The following is a 16148-nucleotide window of genomic DNA, read 5'->3' on the forward strand; positions in this document are numbered from 1 at the left end:
CTTTCACCAACCTAAGATCGTAGAATCTCATCTGGATTTATCTGAATACCGACACCCATTGTGGAAGAAACAACCATCTTTTTCAAAAATTTTCCTTTAGCCGATGCAGGTTTTGCACCCAATAAAGCCTTGGTAAAAGCCGCTAAATTATCGCGTAACTTTTCTGGAGTAAAGGATACTTTACCAAAAGAAAAATGGACTAATCCATTCTTATCATTCTTGAAAAAAACTCGTCCACTTTTTAAATCGGCTACAACACCCGCTACGTCAGTGGTAACTGTACCCAATTTTTTATTTGGAAGTAATCCACGAGGGCCAAGGAATTTTGCTAATTTACCCACAAGCCCCATCATATCAGGCGTTGCTATAGCAAAAGTAAAATCCAACCAACCACCGCTAATCTTTTCCACTAAATCTTCCGCCCCTACATAATCAGCGCCCGCTTTATTCGCCTCATCAGCCGCATCGCCCTTAGCAAAAACTAAAACTTTAATAGTTTTGCCGCGACCGTGCGGTAATGTAACCGATCCGCGCACTACCTGATCACCCTTTGACGCATCTATGCTCAACACAACATCTACGTCAACCGATTCATCAAATTTAGCATACGCAAGCTCTTTCACACGCGTTAATGCTTGATCCGTGGCCAAAACTTGCCCACGTACCACTTTTTCTTCTACTTGCCTGTATTTTTTACCATGCATAGACATATACATTCATCCTAATCAATTACGTCAACACCCATACTTCTTGCGCTGCCAGCTACAATCTTTTTAGCCTGCTCAATATCAGCAACATTCAAATCAGGAAGCTTTATCTTCGCTATTTGCTCGATATCGCTCCACGTTATCACACCAACCTTATTTGTGTTTGGCTTTGCAGACCCTTTAGCAAGATTGATTTTCTTTTTAATCAATATCGTAGTCGGTGGAGTTTTAATAACAAATGTAAATGTCTTATCCGTGAAAATAGTTACAACGACCGGAACAACATCACCCTTCTTATCAGCAGTCTTTGCATTAAATTGCTTACAAAATTCCATAAGATTAACTTGATGTTGACCAAGGTTGTTACCAACTGGAGGAGCTGGTGTGGCTGTACCACCAGGAATTTGTAGCTTCACTTGAGCTTTTATAACTTTAGCCATTGAGTAATCTACCTTTGATTATTGCTTAACTTGATTAAAACCTAATTCGACAGGAGTCATTCTACCAAAAATACTCACCATTACTGTTAGGCGCTCACTGCCTTCGTCAACTTTGTCTACAATGCCAACGAAGCCCGCAAACGGACCCTCTTTTATATCAATCTCACTACCAACAGTAAATGCACTCTTTTCAGCAGACAACACAACCTCACCACTTGCTTGAGACAATACCCGACTCACTTCTTTTTGAGAAAGCGGAATGGGCTCTTTATCTCCTAAAAAACGCAATACACGCAGACTAGCTGTGACCAACCGGATAATACCCGGCACAATCTCCATCTCAATCAACATATAACCTGGAAAAAGCTGCTCATCCTTTTCTTCAGCAGCATTGAAAAAACTTTTTAGCTTTGCCGAAGGTATCAAAATCTGACCTACGTACTCTTCAAACCCAGCCTCACGAATACTTTTCATCAGATTAGCCTTAATCGCATCTTCATATCCAGCATAAACCTGAATCACATACCAACGTTTCATCTTTGCGCTTTATCCCAACTTTCTACACATAGTGCTTGAAAATATATTCTATTGCCCGCACAATCCCTTTATCGACCAACCCTAAATAAATCGTAAATGCAAAAACAAACACGAGAACTACAACCGTAGATTCCATAAACGAATCAAACTTAGGCCAAACTACCTTTGACAGTTCTATTCTAACCTCATGTAAAAAATGCATAACGCTCTTCATCTAGCCACCCAAGGAATTGCTTGTTTATAATCTTACTTCTTACCCATCTATATGGCAGGCCAGGAGGGACTTGAACCCCCAACCATCAGATTTGGAGTCTGCTGCTCTACCATTCGAGCTACTGGCCTACAAAAGTTTACTTCGATTCCTTATGCTCACCATGCTTACGGCATCGCGAACAGTATTTTTTCAACTTTAATGACCCAGCAGTTCGCTGTTTACCTACTACCTGCGTATAATTACGCTCTTTACATTCGCCACATACTAAGTGTGTGGTAACTCTATTTTTAGCCATATTCTCTACAGTCTACACTATTGGATTTAATCATGCAATTTACAACTTCTCAAACTTATGGAGCCCGCGACCGGATTTGAACCGGTGACCTCTCCCTTACCAAGGAAGTGCTCTACCGACTGAGCTACGTGGGCACAACCCCGATAATTATGTATAGGTTAAATAAAAAACAGAAAAAGACAACTTAATCTTATTCTGTTTTTTATTAATTGGAGCTGGCGGCTGGATTTGAACCTGCGACCTGCTGATTACAAATCAGCTGCTCTACCAACTGAGCTACGCCAGCATTATTTTTAAACCTAGTAAATTCAATTTTGGAGCGGGAAACGGGGCTCGAACCCGCAACCTACAGCTTGGAAGGCTGTCGCTCTACCAGTTGAGCTATTCCCGCGGTCTTTCTCTGTGCAATCTAAATGGTGGCGAGAGCAGGATTCGAACCTGCGAAGGCTGTGCCAACGGATTTACAGTCCATCCCCTTTGACCACTCGGGTATCTCGCCAATTTCAAACCGTCGAACAACAACTTAACCTTCGACTGAATATAATAATGATTTTTCTATAGATTTCAACTTTAATTTATGATTTCTTGCAATCTGCGGCTTCTTTTTCGTACTCTTGCAAAATTTCACGCACTTCTTCCACACAACTATTGCATCCAGTGCCAACACCTAAAGCATCTTGTAATGCCGTATATGTATCTTTTCCACTCTCTATGGCTTGTGTAATATCACTAAACATAACTCCCATGCACGTACACACCAAATAATCAGATGTTTCGCATGACTTTTTACACGAAGAAGAACAACTCATGTCACGTCCCTATAATTAACATTATTATTATCTACTAATACGATAGCACAATTTTCGCTGGATATCATCTACATAATCTATCGTAACATGACAAACCAACTCTTGATGCAACAATGGCATCACCACATCTGGCCACTCAATAATACTAACACTACCCTGCTGATAGATATATTCATCAAACCCTGCCTGCAAAAACTCATCGGTTGTTTTTAAACGATAACAGTCAAAATGATAGATAGTTTCTCCATCATACCCTGTATACAAATTTACATAGGTAAATGTTGGACTCGTTATTACGTCACGCACGCCCACCTGCTTAAGCATTGCGCGAACCAATGTTGTTTTACCCGCCCCTAGCGATCCCGTAAAAGTAAAAATATGCACTCGATCACGCAAAGAAAGCAACGTCAAGGCAATACGCTCTACCTCGTCAATTCCATACACAATACATACTTGTTCAAACAAATCTTTCTTCATAATTTTTTTATCTTTTGATGTAACTTTTTTTCTTTTTTTGATAACTGATGTTTATTTCTTACTCTTGCCACGGAATCTAACTCTTGCTTAGAATCAATGCGACCGGCATTTGCACTCATCAATGCATCCAATTCCGGGTTATCTGTATCAGTTGTTTTAATAATCGCTTTATTGCGATTGCCCCCACTTCCCTCTTGTTTCGACTTAAGCACACTATTCACCTGCATATAAAATTCTAATGCAGGAAAAGACTGTACATTATACCGCTCTGCCCAAGTACACAACTCTCGATCTGATGAAACCAACAGCAAGTCATACTGTTGATGCTCCTCGATATATCGCTTCATATACGTATCTGCAGTTTCCTGTAATCCCGAATAGACAACATATATCCCATACACACGCTCTTTAACCGCTCGGTCATCTAAGCCGCCATCAAATACAGCAACAACCGTATGGTTTCGCTTTTTGGCGTATAAGCCCAACCGACGGATAAAAATATTCCGCTCATGATCTGAAATAAATTTACCGCCTAAAATCTGCTTTAGTATATTATAAGCATCAATTACAATGACCACAATTTCTCTTTTTATTATTGCATTTCTTATTGCATTATTCCATATTACACATTACGATTAAATATAATACACTCATAATGCAATTTAAATCATATAAACAACCTTTTAAGGATATGGCAGCATATTATGGCGCAGCTCATTCAAATGCGGCAACGCATTCACGCTATAGAAACAATCAAAAAAATCACCTATGCGATGCGTCTGATTTCCATGTCCACACACTCACAACTAAAAAACAAAGAAAAGCCTCTCACATTTTATACAAACGCACTTAACCAACTATTTGTCGCAATAAAAGATCAAGCTTCTACATGGCATAACCCACTCATGCATACAACAGAAGCAATAAAACAAAAAACGCTCGTTATTATAGTCGGATCACAAAAAGGACTTTGTGGCAACTTTAACACTGCATTACTCAAATTTTTTCATACTGCGCATCCATCACCACAGACAGAACATAATGCCTATATAGCAATTGGAAAAAAGATGATAGAGCTACTCGCCAGTCACGACTCCACACCGCTGCTTCTTTCGTTTCCAGAATTTTCCACAGTCAACATAACTGCATTGGCAACACGGCTCATTAATCATATAATTACAGAGCAGTACACACAAGTTACAATCATAAGCAATCGACCACGATCATTTTTTTTACAAAAACCTGAACAGTTTCAATTAGTTCCATTTACTATTCCCCCATCAACTACTAACACGCCATCGTTTACTCAATACTCATGGGAACAAAAGCCTGAAGTTCTATTAGATATCGTGCTACATCAATACATCGAAGCAACAATATACGAAGTTCTTTTCCAGTCCCTGGTTGCGGAACAAGCCGCCCGATTTTTATCGATGGATGGATCAACCCGTAACGCAAATGGATTACTTGAAACCGCAAAACTGCAATATAATAAATTCCGTCAAGCAAAAATCACTCGTGAGTTGACTGAACTTACCAGCAGCATGTAAACGACAAATACATTGTACATCTACCATTGCTCATATATTTTTCCCATTTTTATTGAACCCTTTATTGCATTTTTCATATCTTCTTATGAAATAATTTTATTGTTAGCGAAAAGTAATGATGAAAGGAATGTATCATGCAGTGGCGACATTGTTTCGAATATATCATGTACTGTATTCTTTTAAGTATGCATCTAAACATTGTCGCATATGAATATCAATGCATAGACAGTGCTTTTGGAACCAATGGTATAGTGATTACCCGCTTAAATAAAATATCCGGAACTCTTAATCGTGTTATTCCCTCCTTATCAGTTAAGTTGCAAACCGATGGTAAAATTCTTTTGATTGGAGATAGCTTTACGCATAATAATATGGATAAACATGACACTATAGATTGCAGCATCACTCTCGTTCGGTATAACAGTGATGGCACTCCCGACGCATCGTTTGGTGCAGATGGCATTGTTGTGGTGCCTCGTGTAGGGAACTCACAATGTGCTATCGATTGCGCAGTGCAAAGTGATGGTAAGATTCTTGTTGCTGGTAGAACATACCAACGACCGGAAATTGCACCCGATGCAACTCTGATCCGTTTGTGTAGCAACGGAAGTTTAGATCAATCGTTTGGAATTAATGGTATGGTCATCGAAACTAACGGAGTCAATCAGTGGTCGAATTTTTTTAAAGTTATGATTCAACAGGATCATAAAATAGTTACTGCAGGTTGTTATGGTACAGATGATCCAGCTAGCGATGATATATTGAATTATTGTATTTATCTTGTGCGATACCTATCTGATGGAACGATAGATACATCGTTTGGAGTTGATGGTACCGTAAAAACATTTGTGAATGTATCAGATAGACCAAAATCGAGGGCCGCGTCACGTGCAGGCGATGCTGCATATGGAGCAACTCTGCAACAAGATGATACAATAATTGTCGTTGGTCCATCTCTTGATTGTAGCGTGCCATATAATTTAGGACCAATGCATTTTGATGGATTACATTGTGATGGCATGATAGTGCGGTACACCCGTGATGGGATCTTAGATAGTTCGTTTGGTGGGGACAGTAATGGCATGGTGATTACATCTGCAAACGCGGCCTGTAATTTTTTTGTTGATACTACAATAACTCCTGACAACCTTATTATTGCGCTTGGCACTGTTCAAAATGAATCTACACGGCTTACAGAATTTCTTCTTGCACGATATACAGTGGATGGTCGTCTTGATGTTTCATTTGGGCAAAACGGGACCGGCATTGTTCATACGCCAATCGGACTTGGTAATGCATTTGCAAAAAATATTCTTATTGCAGATGATGGCAAACTGCTGGTGACCGGGATTGCGCAATGGGAGACCGGTACACAATTTATGGTAATACGATATCTGCCAGATGGAAGCATTGATACAAGTTTTGGATATAATGACAGTGGTATTTTAACTGTTTCAATACAAAACAATGCTAAGAGTTTCTCGCTTGCTTTGCAGGATGATGAGAAGCTTATTATAGCAGGTGATTCTAGTGATGGTGGTCAAGCCAATTTTACCCTAACACGGTTTTTAAAATAGTCAGTAATTGGTCGTGCCCAATATAGACACGACCAATTCATTTGCACCTAGCTCTGCTCTATCACTCAAATCTGATTGGGTGTAGCAACGCTATTTTTATATTGCAACAACGCATCATAATCAAATGCTTCACCCGGTTTGACCGTGCAAAATTCTAGTTGCGCACCAACTGATTCCAACTTTTTGTCTAATTTATCATGACCGCGTTTTAAATGATGTATCCCCGCCATACAAGTAACACCTTGTGCCACAAGTCCTGCAAGCACCAAACTACTTGCCGCCCGCACATCACTTGCTATCACATATGCACCATACAATTGCTCTACACCCACAATAATCGCTTTATCATTGTGCTCAATTTTAATCTGAGCTCCCATCTTTTGCAGCTCTCGAACGTGGATCAATCTATTTTCATAGACCGTTTCCTCTATCACTGCAGTTCCCTGGGCCACGCATTGCACCGCCATCATTGGTGCTTGTAAATCTGTCGGAAACCCCGGAAATGGCCCTGTTTTAAATGAAACTGCTCGTGGATGAGCTGTTGCATGCAGCGTAATACCTATACCTTCTAGGCCAATAATAATGTGATGCCCCATTTCTTGTAACTTATCCAAGAAGATATCCAAATGATCCACGCGTGCATTAGAAATTGTAACTGACCCACCAGTAATTGCCGCTGCTAACAATAATGTTCCCGCTTCAATACGATCATACATGATTGCATGCTCTACTGGACTTAATGACGCAACGCCAATGATTTCAAGAGTCGCTGGCGGCAAAATAGAAATCTGCGCCCCCATTTTTCTTAAAATTGCAATCAAGTCTAATACTTCCGGTTCAAGTGCAGCATTAATAATACGCGTAACACCCGGCGTCAACACAGCGGCCATCAAACTGTTTTCAGTTGCACCAACACTCGGATATTCTAGAACTAATTTAGCAGCAACCAATTGATCAGCTTTTGCACATAAAAAATCACCATCTATCTGTACATCAACTCCCATTTTAACAAAGTTTTTCACGTGATAATCAATAGGACGCGCACCAATGGCATCACCTCCGGGCAATGCAACTTCAGCTCTACCAAATCGTGCGAGCAATGGCCCCATCACCAAAATTGATGCACGCATCTTCTGCATAATTTCATGACTTACTTTGAAATTTTTTAATGTTGATGTATCCACATCGAGTATCTGTAAATCAGCATCAAACAAAACAGATGCACCCAACTCTTTTAACAATGCGATCATATAAAACACATCTTGTGATGCTGGCACATTAGTAAGTCGTGATTTACCGTCCGTTAAAATTAATGATGTCATAATAACTAACACTGCATTTTTGGCTCCTGATAATGAAACCGTACCATGCAGAGGTCCAGATTGTTTAACAACTAAATGCGTTTCAGACATAGCTTCTTCAACTCCTACAAATAATACCATGTAAAAAAATAATACACGTTTAGTACGCAAAATATTCAACACGAACACCCCCTATGTATAAAAACAAAAATATTTTTACACTAAACAGAACAAATAATTATAAAAAAGTTTTGTAGTTGTTACAATCAAAAAAAATAAATAAAAACTCAACCATACTACGCCTCCGAAGAATGACATGAAGTTTAGCTTGGTATGAAAAAATCCTCGTAAATCTTTCGACCTACGAGGAACGTATAATGCAAATTTTATCTTCTACAACTTACTTTTTATTTTCTTTAATACCTTTTTATATCCCGGCTGTCGTTCTCTATATTTTTGTTGTAAGTATGCGGCAATCTCGATATGCCCTTTGTCTTTTGCGATATCCCACGCCGTCTTTCCATTTTTATTTTTAGCAGCAAAATCTACACCAGCTTCTACTAAGAATCGCACTGCATCCAACTTACCTTTTTCAACGGCGTACATTAATGGTGTTTTATCATCTTTGTCTCGAACAGGAACAATGATCAAATCTTTAGGAAACCGAGAAAGCCATACTATAGCCTTAGGATGATCAATTACTGTGAATATGTTGCTCGATAGTTGCTTTCTCTGCCTTTTTAAATACTCAGCTATTCCCTGTCGATTATCTTTTTGGGCAATCTCTAAAGCCGTTCGATTATCATTATCTTGCACAGCAAGATCTGCCCCTTGCTGTACCAAAAATTCGACCTCTTCTAACCTACGCGATTCTACTGCGTACATTAACGGCGTCCGCCCAGTATTATCACGCATGTCTAAGTCTATGCCTGATTGTAATAACACTTTTACTGCCTTCAAACGTCCAAGTTTAATTGCATACTCCAGTGCACGCATTAACTGCGTCTGGTCGGTATTATCACGCACTTTTAAATCTGTACTTAGTTGTGACAACAATTTTATTGCTTCCAGATTGTCATCTTGAATTGCATACTCCAGTGATGTTCTGCCTTGATTATCCCGCACATTTTTATTAACACCTGCCTGTAATAATATATCCATAATTTCTATGTTACCACTAGCTATAGCTTGAAAAAGAACTGTCCCACCTTGATCATCACGCACATTTTTATTAGCACCTGCTTGCAATAACATATTTACACTCTCCACATTATTTCTGGCTACAGCATCAAAAAGGACTGTCCTACCTCTTGAACTGCGAACTTCCTTATCGACACCCATTTGCAACAGCCATTTAATAACATCCAGCTTATTGTGATTGACTGCATACATCAATGCCGTTTCTCCGTATTTATTTTTACCATTAATATCAGCTCCTCTGGCCACCAACTCTTCAATTAACGTTATCGCATTGGGCATCTCCATTGCCATAAAAATATCCATATTAATTAGGCGCTTAATCGCTTCTTCGACTACGCTTTGTTGTTCCGCGCCGAGAGCTTTTTGCTTAGCAGTAAATTCTTCATAGGATGTTGTTGCTAATTCCGCCTTTTCTGGGAGCATTTTTTTTGCAAGGTTTTTAACTAGCGCTTTATAGTTCCGCAACTGCTCTGAGGAAAGAGTAGTAAATCGAAATATCTTTGCTCCCAAGTCAGGGTTCAATAACGGTCCTTTTTTAGAAAAGAAAAGCCGTAATTGTATGTTTTTGGCATCTCTAATCGCATCTTTATCATTTTGTAGCATTGCAAGAATAGTATGACATTTTGTGTAACGCATACGCGTATCATCATACAAAGAACTTCCTTTATTATCCTTTTTAATTGGTTTACTATTCTTGTCCAGAAGTTCTGTCCCTTGCGGATGCCCTCCCGCACGACACAAATACGCATAATCATCAACCAAATCCTTTGGTATAAATATCTGCACAATATCACCTGTTTTTGATTTATAATTTTCATTAATACCAAGAAGGTCCTGAATAAATGATTCATTCAAATCATACTTCTTACAAATATTTTCTAAGGTGGTGCGAACAACATCTGTAATACTATAATTATCCAAAAAATACTTGAACGTACATTCTCCTCCCAACTCAAAATTCCCAAACAACGCCGGATTAACCGCCAAAAGTACTGCGCGCACCTCTGAGCGATGATCATTAAAACCAGAAATCGGTACCCCAAAACTATCTAAATAACTATTTACATCTTTATAATCAGATCCTTCGCTCCATAAACGAAGAAACTCAAAATCAGAACGCAACTGCTTTTTAAATTCCCATGCGTATAAACTTCTTAATAATTCTACAACAATTCTATTTTCCTGATTCTGTGCATGATAAAAAACAAAATGAGTATCCTGATACCGCTCTTCATTCTCTAACATTTGCCGTATTATAGTATTACTATATTTACGTAAATAATCTTTCCATTTTATTGTGATTGCTTCACAATATTCAGGCCGTTCAATAAATGTACTTGTTGCACCAACATCCTCTGGCAACACAGCAGATTTCGGCTTACTTGGCTGCACCTGCTTAGTAATTCGCTCCGCTCTTTTACGCGCACGCGCTGTCGCATTAGCGGTATAAACATGCTGGCTTAGCCCACAATTAATTATAATCGCTACCAAAAAATTCTTTTTTAGACATTGCTTCATAACTTTCCTTTTTTACTAAAACTCGGTTCGTTACAGTTAACAAATTAAATATATGTTTAAGGTAATACCCTGGTTTCCACCCAATAAAGGATGTTGAAAAGAAAAAGAAAAAACCCACTCCGATAAAGGATTGGGCCTATACAAGTGTATACGTGGTGATCCAGAAATTCGTGCGCTCATTAAGAGCGCGACAAAATAATTTTTTTAGTTGAATTCAGTTTATATCTCTTTTATTAATCTGGATTGCCACGCACGCCAAGGGCGGCTCGCAACGACGATCGTAGCTCCTTTGCTTCGGTAGTTCTATTCCTAAAATCTCAAGTTTTTGAGTTTCTGGATAGGATCTTACAGCGCCAATAAACTTGCAAGTTCTTCTGGCTCTAAAAACCGCCATCGCCCTTGCATCAATCCCTGTTTTGTAACTCCTGCGTAATTAATACGATCAAGTTGCATAACACGATATCCTAGATGCTCAAACATTCGACGTACAATTCTGTTTTTACCACTATGTAGGACAATTTTAACGACATTATTTCGTTTTGATTCACCATATGAAATCGCATCTACATATGCTCGTCCATCTATTAACGTAACGCCCTCTTTTAACTTCTTAAGGTCTTCTACAGGAAACGGCTTATCCAGAACAACTGAATATTTTTTTTGCACATGATTTTTTGGATGTGATAATTTTTGCGTTAACGCACCGTCATTCGTCATAATAAGCAGTCCCGTTGTATCTCTATCAAGACGACCAACCGGATATAAGCGTAATTTTCTACCAACATCACGCACTAAATCTGCAACCGTACGTCGTCCCTGTTCATCTTCAACCGTAGTTACATATCCTGTTGGTTTATTGAGCAGCACATATACTTTTTGCTCAGGACGAACTCCCTTACTGCCAACTTTTACAAAATCTTTCGGTTGCACAATGTAACTTGGTTCAGTAATTATTACACCATTCACTTTAACCGAACCTTGCTTAATCAATTCAACCGCTTCTCTGCGAGAACACACTCCCGCATGTGCAATGTACTTATTAAGCACTATTCTTTCTACTGCTGACTCTATCACTCGATCTACTTTTTTTTGTATTTCATTCATCATAATCTTCTCTTATTTATCGGACCCGAATTTATAACCTATCATCTTAATATTTTCCTTATCAAACGCTTCTTTTAAACTGAGCAGCAATGTATGTTTTATATCAGTAAAATGCTTTTGCATCCCCCATGCACCAACCGCAATATATAAATAATTTCCAATAATTTCTCGCATAAGAATATATGGCTCTGGATGCATCACACAATATACATTATCACCTATTGCACGTTTAATTATCGCAACAATCTCCTGCGGATTATTTTGACAACCAACTTTAATCTGTACCGTATGCCTACGAATAGGCAAACTAGTTAAATTAATGGATTTGTTTTTAAGAATCTTTTCATGCGGAATGCGCACCATAACTCCAGACTCTGTATGCAATAACACCGCAAATAAATTAACCTCTGCAACTCTCCCTCGTTCACCACCAATAACAACCATATCTCCCAATTTAAATGGTCGTTCTATCATCAAAAAAAGTCCGCTAATAATATTAGCAATACTCGTTTGTGATGCATATCCAATGGCAATACTAATAACCCCCGCTGCCCCTAATAAAGCTGATACATTAAGGCCAAATTCATGTAGCAATGACACTGCTAAAATAAAGAACGAAATATAAGCAAAAAGTTTACCTATCAAGGCTATACGCAACTGATCAGAGTACATTTTGGTAAGGGCATTTTTAAGCTTATTTTGTATATAACGTACCCCCCAGACCGTGGCAATCACTAATCCCACCACACGGACTGCCCAGAGAATCAAAGAAGAATAACAGGCTAAAAAGGTTGCTAAATCCATAACTTATTCCATTTGTCCATTTGTGACCAAAGAATTGGCCGACAAAGATACATATAATCACATTTTCTCTATTTTAGCCTCAATAACTACCATTTTAGTATACCAGAACGCGAGGAGTTTGTAATAAACAAATAAAGGTTAAAATCCCAAAAATTCCTATACCGTTTACCGTATCTCCCTGACAGCCACCGACAATACTTTGCCAAACCGACAGAGGATCGCTAATCTATATTAGACAGATATGATAATGGATCTTAAAGGAGACCATAATGCAAACATATAGCGCTCGACGCACTACTCTTGGTTATTTAGAAGTTATTTGTGGACCAATGTTTTCAGGAAAATCTGAAGAACTAATCAAACGCTTACAACGTGCAAAAATTGCAAAACAAACTGTTCTTGCATTTAAAGATTATCAGCATAATCATGCTATTGAATATATTATTTCACATGATGGCAACAAAATTAGTGCGCGTCCAATAGGAGCAGTACAAGAAATTATTCATATTGCAGAACAAGAGCATGCAGATGTCATTTGTATTGATAATGCACATTTCTTTTCACAAAAAATTATTCCTACTATTTGCGAACTCATTAAAAAAGAGAAACGCGTCATTGTTGCCGGTCTTGATTTAGATTTTCGTGGCATACCATTCGGACCAATACCGACTTTACTTGCACTGGCAGATTCTATCACAAAATTACATGCTATCTGTTCACTGTGTGGTAACAATGGTCATTTTACGCAACGACTCATTAATGGAAGACCTGCCCATTATGATGACCCCATCATAATGATTGGCGCACAAGAAACATATCAAGCACGATGTCGTCAATGTTACTACATTGATAAAGCAGCACCGTTTATGTCACTCGAACATTATGAATCCAATACAGAAAAGATAATATAACTTAAATACTATGAAGAAATCAGTTCTTACCATTACCTTATTATTACTACTAGCACCTCTCTATACATATAGCAAAACAGGAACACTTGAAGTTATTTGTGGTTCAATGTTTGCAGGAAAATCTGAAGAACTCATTCGTCGATTGCGCCGTGCAAAAATTGCCCAACAAAAAACCATTTGTTTCAGCAATGCATTAGATAATCGCTATGATAACTCTTCAGAACAACAAACGCGTTATATCGCATCACACAACGGCAATAAAGTGATAGCTGAAGCAATTAGCAACGAAGAAGATATCCTCTCATTTGCATTTAAACAGAACCTTGATGTTATTGGTATCGATGAGGTACAATTTTTTTCTATAAATATCATACCCGTTATCTGCACTCTTGTTGATCATGGTATACGAGTAATTGTACCGGGTCTTGATCTCGATTTCCGAGGACAACCATTTCCACACATGGCCACTCTGTTGGCACTTGCTGACAAAGTCACGAAGCTGCATGCTATTTGTGCCTTATGCGGAAATGATGCATACGTTTCACAACGTTTAATTAATAAACAACCAGCTAATTATGATGATCCAATCATTCTAGTTGCTGCACAAGAAGCATATCAAGCTCGTTGTCGCTCTTGTTTTGAAATTGATAAAAAACCTCTCTGCATTGCAATAGAATCGTATGAGTAAGAACAAATCATCTTTTGTTTGTAGCGAATGCACCTACACAACGATTAAATGGATAGGCTGCTGTCCAGAATGCAAACAATGGGAAACATTACAGGAAGTACAATCTGGCCCCACAAATAAAAAGCTTGTACAATCGACTGCAACAACAACCATGCGCACGCTTAACACGATCTCTACAACACAGCAAGCACGTATCTATTCTGGGATCGAAGAGTGGGACCGGGTTATTGGTGGCGGCATCATGCCAGGATCATTACTTGTTTTAACCGGTGATCCTGGAATCGGCAAATCAACACTTCTGCTGCAAATTGCACATGCAATTTCAAAAAATCATACCGTATTTTATTTTTCAACAGAAGAATCCTTAAGCCAAGTTAAGCAGCGCGCAGAACGTTTAGAATGCACCAGCACACAGTTACTATTTTCAGATACTCCAGATTTAAATATTATTATTAGCACCGCACAGCAACATGCTCCCGATGTAGTCATTATCGACTCCATTCAAAATTGTTATGGAGATAACACACAATCTATTCCTGGCAGCGTTAATCAACTGCGAGAAATTACCTTTCACCTCATGCGACTTGCAAAAGAGCACAATATTACCGTGCTCCTAAGCGGACACATCACCAAAGATGGCACTATAGCTGGACCAAAAACATTAGAACATATGGTTGACGGTGTATTTTACCTACAAGGGGAAGATCGTTGGCACGCGCGCATTTTACGATCAGTAAAAAACCGCTTTGGAACAATTAATGAACTCGGATTTTTTCAAATGCATGCACATGGTTTACAACAAATACCTAACATCAACGAACATCTAATGAGTGAGTTGAACCATGCACCTGGATCGGTACTGGTGAGTCACACTGAGGGCTCTCGTCCATTACTGCTTGAGCTACAAGCACTTACCATTGAATCAAAGCTAACTATGCCACAGCGAGTGGTTTCAGGCCTTGATCATAAACAGGTGGTATTAATCGCTGCAATCTTGGAAAAATATTTACACATAAAATTAAGCACTCACGACATCTTCTTCAAAGTAAGCGGAGGGTTTAAAATCAAAGGAAGCGAAACAGATTTAGGTATTGCACTCGCATTACTATCAAGCTACTTCCAATTGCCTTTACCAGAAAAATCTATCGCACTCGGAGAAATCAGTTTAACTGGTCAGATCAATCCAATTAACCAAATTAGTATGCATATTAAAGAGGCAGAAAAGTTTGGTGTCAAAAAGCTGCTGATCGCACATGCACAAAAAATTGAAAGCAACTCATCATGTACAACGCAACGATTTAAAAATGTATATGAGCTACTTTCACTCTTTAGCGAATAAAAAAAGTCATACTATTATTCACTATGACTTTAATACTGTATCAAGATACTCTTCAACTGCTTCTGGATCGGATTCCCCTACAGTTTCAGCTTCATAACCATCTGCCCATAAACAATCATCTTGATATAGATCATGCAGCTGCGAAAACTGCTCTTTCATACTTTTATCACTCATATTTTTAAAGTGATGTATCATGCTCTCAACACTAGTATCTGGACCTGATTGTACTACCATAACAACATGATCACTATTGACATGTACTTCATGCATTGTCCATTGCCGATCTTCTGCGGATTGGTGTAAAATACCACTTAACGCGTCCTTCATTGGATCAGACAACAACACATCTTCTCGACGCAAACCAAACGCTAAACAATATACCAAATTATGACGAACCATATAAAAACCCCTTTATAATCCTTAACACATATACGCAATCATTTTTTAAGAAAAATAAGATCCCTAAAATCACAAAAAACAATCAAACCCTATTTCAAAAAAAAAGACTCTGAAATTAATCAGAGTCTTTTTTAATTTAATCTGGCACTACCTACTTTTCCAGGCCGTCGCCAGCCAAGTATCATCGGCGCTACAGACTTAACTGCCGTATTCGGAATGGGAACGGGTGTTTCCCTGTAGCTATCCGCACCAGAAATTTTTTATTCTTAATTACTCAT

General features: G+C 38.6%; 17 protein-coding genes, 5 tRNA genes and 1 rRNA gene. 5 read left to right on the top strand and 18 right to left on the bottom strand.

The features are described 5' to 3' along the window. Positions 1 to 11: 11 nt before the first annotated feature. The 12 genes from rplA to VGT41_05540 all read right to left on the bottom strand — a co-directional run bounded on the left by rplA (position 12) and on the right by VGT41_05540 (position 4057). Positions 12 to 710, bottom strand: a complete 699-nt coding sequence (gene rplA, locus VGT41_05485) for a 50S ribosomal protein L1 (GenBank protein ID HEV2601725.1) — start codon at positions 708 to 710, stop codon at positions 12 to 14. 11 nt (positions 711 to 721) lie between these two features. Continuing rightward, a complete protein-coding gene (gene rplK, locus VGT41_05490; protein ID HEV2601726.1) occupies positions 722 to 1147 on the bottom strand; it encodes a 50S ribosomal protein L11 in 426 nt (141 codons plus the stop codon). An 18-nt stretch (positions 1148 to 1165) separates the two neighbouring features. Further along, entirely contained in the window at positions 1166 to 1684 is a 519-nt protein-coding gene (nusG, locus tag VGT41_05495; protein HEV2601727.1) for a transcription termination/antitermination protein NusG, read from the bottom strand. 266 nt (positions 1685 to 1950) lie between these two features. Next, a tRNA-Trp gene (locus VGT41_05500) sits at positions 1951 to 2026 on the bottom strand. 8 nt (positions 2027 to 2034) lie between these two features. Then, the gene (rpmG, locus tag VGT41_05505; GenBank protein ID HEV2601728.1) at positions 2035 to 2193 is read right to left on the bottom strand and encodes a 50S ribosomal protein L33; all 159 of its coding nucleotides are present in this window, start codon (positions 2191 to 2193) and stop codon (positions 2035 to 2037) included. Between the two features lie 58 nt (positions 2194 to 2251). Continuing rightward, positions 2252 to 2327 (bottom strand) — tRNA-Thr (locus VGT41_05510). Between the two features lie 76 nt (positions 2328 to 2403). Beyond that, a tRNA-Thr gene (locus tag VGT41_05515) sits at positions 2404 to 2479 on the bottom strand. Positions 2480 to 2508: 29 nt separating this feature from the next. Next, a tRNA-Gly gene (locus tag VGT41_05520) sits at positions 2509 to 2584 on the bottom strand. Positions 2585 to 2607: 23 nt separating this feature from the next. Then, a tRNA-Tyr gene (locus VGT41_05525) sits at positions 2608 to 2692 on the bottom strand. A 76-nt stretch (positions 2693 to 2768) separates the two neighbouring features. Continuing rightward, positions 2769 to 3002, bottom strand: coding sequence for a (2Fe-2S)-binding protein (locus VGT41_05530; GenBank protein HEV2601729.1), 234 nt, complete (start codon positions 3000 to 3002; stop codon positions 2769 to 2771). Positions 3003 to 3029: 27 nt separating this feature from the next. Next, positions 3030 to 3479, bottom strand: coding sequence for a tRNA (adenosine(37)-N6)-threonylcarbamoyltransferase complex ATPase subunit type 1 TsaE (gene tsaE, locus VGT41_05535; protein HEV2601730.1), 450 nt, complete (start codon positions 3477 to 3479; stop codon positions 3030 to 3032). Continuing rightward, positions 3476 to 4057 carry an NYN domain-containing protein gene (locus tag VGT41_05540; protein ID HEV2601731.1) on the bottom strand — a complete coding sequence of 194 codons (582 nt, stop codon included), beginning with the start codon at positions 4055 to 4057 and terminating at the stop codon, positions 3476 to 3478. The genes tsaE and VGT41_05540 overlap by 4 nt, the downstream gene beginning before the upstream one ends. Before the next feature lie 126 nt (positions 4058 to 4183). Here VGT41_05540 and VGT41_05545 point away from each other — a divergent pair, with 126 nt between their 5' ends. Both VGT41_05545 and VGT41_05550 read left to right on the top strand, forming a co-directional pair. Then, positions 4184 to 5029: a FoF1 ATP synthase subunit gamma gene (locus VGT41_05545; protein ID HEV2601732.1), complete on the top strand. Its 846-nt coding sequence runs from the start codon at positions 4184 to 4186 to the stop codon at positions 5027 to 5029. Positions 5030 to 5163: 134 nt separating this feature from the next. After that, entirely contained in the window at positions 5164 to 6606 is a 1443-nt protein-coding gene (locus VGT41_05550) for a hypothetical protein (protein HEV2601733.1), read from the top strand. A 65-nt stretch (positions 6607 to 6671) separates the two neighbouring features. On the opposite strand, the gene murA is transcribed toward VGT41_05550, so the two are convergent. The 4 genes from murA to VGT41_05570 all read right to left on the bottom strand — a co-directional run bounded on the left by murA (position 6672) and on the right by VGT41_05570 (position 12533). Continuing rightward, positions 6672 to 8090 (bottom strand): UDP-N-acetylglucosamine 1-carboxyvinyltransferase, encoded by a 1419-nt coding sequence (gene murA / locus VGT41_05555; GenBank protein ID HEV2601734.1) that lies wholly within the window; start codon positions 8088 to 8090, stop codon positions 6672 to 6674. Between the two features lie 210 nt (positions 8091 to 8300). Then, positions 8301 to 10625, bottom strand: a complete 2325-nt coding sequence (locus tag VGT41_05560) for an ankyrin repeat domain-containing protein (GenBank protein ID HEV2601735.1) — start codon at positions 10623 to 10625, stop codon at positions 8301 to 8303. 345 nt (positions 10626 to 10970) lie between these two features. After that, positions 10971 to 11732: a pseudouridine synthase gene (locus VGT41_05565; protein HEV2601736.1), complete on the bottom strand. Its 762-nt coding sequence runs from the start codon at positions 11730 to 11732 to the stop codon at positions 10971 to 10973. Positions 11733 to 11741: 9 nt separating this feature from the next. Beyond that, positions 11742 to 12533 carry a mechanosensitive ion channel family protein gene (locus tag VGT41_05570; GenBank protein ID HEV2601737.1) on the bottom strand — a complete coding sequence of 264 codons (792 nt, stop codon included), beginning with the start codon at positions 12531 to 12533 and terminating at the stop codon, positions 11742 to 11744. Positions 12534 to 12802: 269 nt separating this feature from the next. Here VGT41_05570 and VGT41_05575 point away from each other — a divergent pair, with 269 nt between their 5' ends. From VGT41_05575 to radA, 3 genes are read left to right on the top strand one after another with little or no spacing between them, the layout of a single operon-like run. Continuing rightward, positions 12803 to 13444, top strand: coding sequence for a thymidine kinase (locus VGT41_05575; GenBank protein ID HEV2601738.1), 642 nt, complete (start codon positions 12803 to 12805; stop codon positions 13442 to 13444). A gap of 10 nt (positions 13445 to 13454) precedes the next feature. Continuing rightward, positions 13455 to 14132, top strand: a complete 678-nt coding sequence (locus VGT41_05580; protein HEV2601739.1) for a thymidine kinase — start codon at positions 13455 to 13457, stop codon at positions 14130 to 14132. Further along, a complete protein-coding gene (gene radA / locus VGT41_05585) occupies positions 14125 to 15471 on the top strand; it encodes a DNA repair protein RadA (protein HEV2601740.1) in 1347 nt (448 codons plus the stop codon). Before VGT41_05580 ends, radA begins: the two co-directional genes overlap by 8 nt. Positions 15472 to 15492: 21 nt before the next feature. Here radA and tnpA read toward each other — a convergent pair whose 3' ends face one another. Both tnpA and rrf read right to left on the bottom strand, forming a co-directional pair. Next, positions 15493 to 15870 (bottom strand): IS200/IS605 family transposase, encoded by a 378-nt coding sequence (gene tnpA, locus VGT41_05590; protein HEV2601741.1) that lies wholly within the window; start codon positions 15868 to 15870, stop codon positions 15493 to 15495. 139 nt (positions 15871 to 16009) lie between these two features. Then, positions 16010 to 16124 (bottom strand): 5S ribosomal RNA (gene rrf / locus VGT41_05595). Positions 16125 to 16148: the final 24 nt, after the last annotated feature.

The organism is Candidatus Babeliales bacterium (assembly GCA_035944115.1).
GTDB lineage: Bacteria > Babelota > Babeliae > Babelales > Vermiphilaceae > DASZBJ01.

Excerpts from the sequence above, each read along its gene's own strand:
- rplA (HEV2601725.1), bottom strand. The coding sequence starts at position 710 with ATGTCTATGCATGGTAAAAAATACAGGCAAGTAGAAGAAAAAGTGGTA.
- rplK (HEV2601726.1), bottom strand. The coding sequence starts at position 1,147 with ATGGCTAAAGTTATAAAAGCTCAAGTGAAGCTACAAATTCCTGGTGGT.
- nusG (HEV2601727.1), bottom strand. The coding sequence starts at position 1,684 with ATGAAACGTTGGTATGTGATTCAGGTTTATGCTGGATATGAAGATGCG.
- rpmG (HEV2601728.1), bottom strand. The coding sequence starts at position 2,193 with ATGGCTAAAAATAGAGTTACCACACACTTAGTATGTGGCGAATGTAAA.
- VGT41_05530 (HEV2601729.1), bottom strand. The coding sequence starts at position 3,002 with ATGAGTTGTTCTTCTTCGTGTAAAAAGTCATGCGAAACATCTGATTAT.
- tsaE (HEV2601730.1), bottom strand. The coding sequence starts at position 3,479 with ATGAAGAAAGATTTGTTTGAACAAGTATGTATTGTGTATGGAATTGAC.
- VGT41_05545 (HEV2601732.1), top strand. The coding sequence starts at position 4,184 with ATGGCGCAGCTCATTCAAATGCGGCAACGCATTCACGCTATAGAAACA.
- VGT41_05550 (HEV2601733.1), top strand. The coding sequence starts at position 5,164 with ATGCAGTGGCGACATTGTTTCGAATATATCATGTACTGTATTCTTTTA.
- VGT41_05560 (HEV2601735.1), bottom strand. The coding sequence starts at position 10,625 with ATGAAGCAATGTCTAAAAAAGAATTTTTTGGTAGCGATTATAATTAAT.
- VGT41_05565 (HEV2601736.1), bottom strand. The coding sequence starts at position 11,732 with ATGATGAATGAAATACAAAAAAAAGTAGATCGAGTGATAGAGTCAGCA.
- VGT41_05570 (HEV2601737.1), bottom strand. The coding sequence starts at position 12,533 with ATGGATTTAGCAACCTTTTTAGCCTGTTATTCTTCTTTGATTCTCTGG.
- VGT41_05575 (HEV2601738.1), top strand. The coding sequence starts at position 12,803 with ATGCAAACATATAGCGCTCGACGCACTACTCTTGGTTATTTAGAAGTT.
- VGT41_05580 (HEV2601739.1), top strand. The coding sequence starts at position 13,455 with ATGAAGAAATCAGTTCTTACCATTACCTTATTATTACTACTAGCACCT.
- radA (HEV2601740.1), top strand. The coding sequence starts at position 14,125 with ATGAGTAAGAACAAATCATCTTTTGTTTGTAGCGAATGCACCTACACA.
- tnpA (HEV2601741.1), bottom strand. The coding sequence starts at position 15,870 with ATGGTTCGTCATAATTTGGTATATTGTTTAGCGTTTGGTTTGCGTCGA.